Here is a 2,374-nt window from a genome sequence, read left to right as displayed (position 1 = left end):
CGCCGCCCCCGCGCCACCGCCGGCCGCGCCCGCGCAACCCGCCGAAGCGCCGCCGCTGTTCGCCGGGTTCACCGACGACCAGCTCCTCCAGCTCGGCGTCACCGCCGCCCTGCTGCCCCTCATCAGGAAGATCAGCACCGAGGAGGAGCTGCTCGGCCTCACCGAGCTCGCCCCGGCGCTCACCGAGGAAGTGCTGCTCGAACTGTACTTCGGCCGGACGATCGACGAGGTCCTCGACAAGATCACCACGCCGGTCCAGGCCGAGGACGACGTCGACACCGAGGACTACGCCACCGCCCTCAGCCGCCCCGCCACCCGCGTCACCACGTCCGACACCGAACTGCAGGCCGTCCTCGAAGACGACTTCGGCCGCTGGAAGGTCTTCCTCCACCCCGGCCAGCGCAAGCTCGTCGAACGCCACTACAAGGGCTCCGCACGCGTCAGCGGCGGCCCCGGCACCGGCAAGACCATCGTCGCGCTGCACCGCGTCAAGCACCTCGTCGACCGGCTCCCGCCCGGCGCGCCGCCCGTCCTGCTCACCACCTTCAACAAGAACCTCGCCGCCGACCTCCGCAAACGCCTCCTCGAACTCGGCGGTCCCGAAACCGCGTCCCGCGTCGAGATCGTCAACATCGACAAGCTCGCCGCCGACGTCGTCGCCCGCGCCGAACCCGGCGGCAAACGGCGCTGGATCGACGACGCCAAGGCCGTCCAGGAATGGCGCGACCTGCTCCTCGAACTCGGCGAGACCCGCTGGGACCCCGAGTTCCTGCACGCCGAATGGACCCACGTCATCCTCGGCATGTCCGGCAACTCCCGCGCCGACTACTTCCGCGTCCGCCGCCCCGGACGCGGACGCAGCATCGGCCGCGCCCAGCGCGCCGAGATCTGGCGGCTCGTCGAGAAGTTCCGGCTCCGCCTCGACGAGAAGAGCCTGTGGACCTACCGGCAGGTCGCCGAACACGCCGCCCGCCTCGAACAGGAACGCGCCGAGAAGATGCGCCGCCACCGCGAGGGCGGCCTCAACGTCCACCGCGAGGACGCCTCCGTCGCCCGCCTGCGCCCGCGCTACTCCCACATCGTCGTGGACGAGGCACAGGACCTCGCCGCCGCGCACTGGAAGATGCTCCGCGCCATGGTCCCCGAAGGACCCGACGACATCTTCCTCGTCGGCGACGTCCATCAGCGGCTCTACGACAACTACGTGTCGCTGAGCGTCCTCGGCATCAACATCCGCGGACGGCGCTCCTCCCGGCTCACCCTCAGCTACCGCACCACTCACGAGATCCTCGGCTCCGCCGTCCGGATCCTCGGCGAGGAGTCCTGGGACGACCTCGACGGCGAGACCGACGAACTCGGCGGCTACCGCTCCGTCCTGCGCGGCTCCCGGCCCGTCCTGCACGGCGCCGCCACCTGGGAGGACGAGCAGGACCACATCGCCGCCACCGTCAGCGACCTGATCGACGGGCCGTCGCCGTCCATCGCGATCAGCGTCCCGGAACGCGCCATGGTCGCCGAACTGGAGGCCCGCCTCGCCCGCGCCGGCATCCCCGCCGCCTCCATCGGCCCCGACGGGCCCCGCGTCGACGACGTCGTCCACATCGGCACCATGCACCGCTTCAAGGGCCTCGAATACCAGCACGTCATCGTCGCCGGGGTGTCCGACGGGCTCGTCCCGCAGTCCTACCTGCGCAGATGGGAGCAGACCGACCCGGCCCGGTACCGGCGGGAACTCCAGCGCGCCCGCTCCCTGCTGTTCGTCGCCGCCACCCGCGCCCGCGACACCCTCCACGTCACCTGGCACGGCGACCCGAGCCCGTTCCTGGGGGACCGGTGAAGATCGGCGACCGCTACACGCGCGGCAAACCCCTCGGCGTCGGCGGCATGGGGCAGATCTGGGAGGGCACCGACGACCGCCTCAACCGCAAGGTCGCCATCAAGATCATCCGCCCGGGGCTGCCCGACCGCTCCGCCGCCCGCCGCCGCTTCTACCGCGAGGCCCGCATCCTCGCCCGCCTCCGCCACCCCGGCATCCCCGCCCTGTACGACTTCGGCGCCCATGACGACGAGCTGTTCATCGTCATGGAACTCGTCCCCGCCGCCGTGAGCCTCCGTGACCTCATCGCCGAACGCGGCGACGACCTCCTGCCCATCTCTTGGGCCGTCCTGATCGGCGCCCAGTTCTGCGCCGCCCTGGCCGCCGCGCACAACGCCGGGCTGATCCACCGGGACCTCACCCCGTCCAACATCGTCCTCACCCTCGACGGCGCCGTGAAGATCCTCGACTTCGGCGTCGCCACCGCCCTCGACCCCGCCGAGTTCTCCGCGATCACCCACCCCGGCGAAGCCCCCGGCTCCGCCCACTACATCGCCC

The 2,374-nt window shown here is 71.7% G+C and carries 2 protein-coding genes; both read left to right on the top strand.

Features of this window, described 5'->3' with window-relative positions:
* Nucleotides 1–1,837: UvrD-helicase domain-containing protein (locus E1289_RS37310; protein WP_131988861.1), on the top strand; the 1,837-nt coding region annotated here is incomplete at its 5' end.
* On the top strand, nt 1,834–2,374 hold a 541-nt coding region (locus E1289_RS37305; RefSeq protein ID WP_131988859.1), incomplete at its 3' end, for a serine/threonine-protein kinase. The genes E1289_RS37310 and E1289_RS37305, both read left to right, overlap by 4 nt.

The sequence above is a fragment of the Actinomadura sp. 6K520 genome (assembly GCF_004349245.1).
Taxonomy (GTDB): Bacteria; Actinomycetota; Actinomycetes; order Streptosporangiales; family Streptosporangiaceae; genus Spirillospora.
This window is presented reverse-complemented; position numbering and strand designations above follow the sequence as displayed.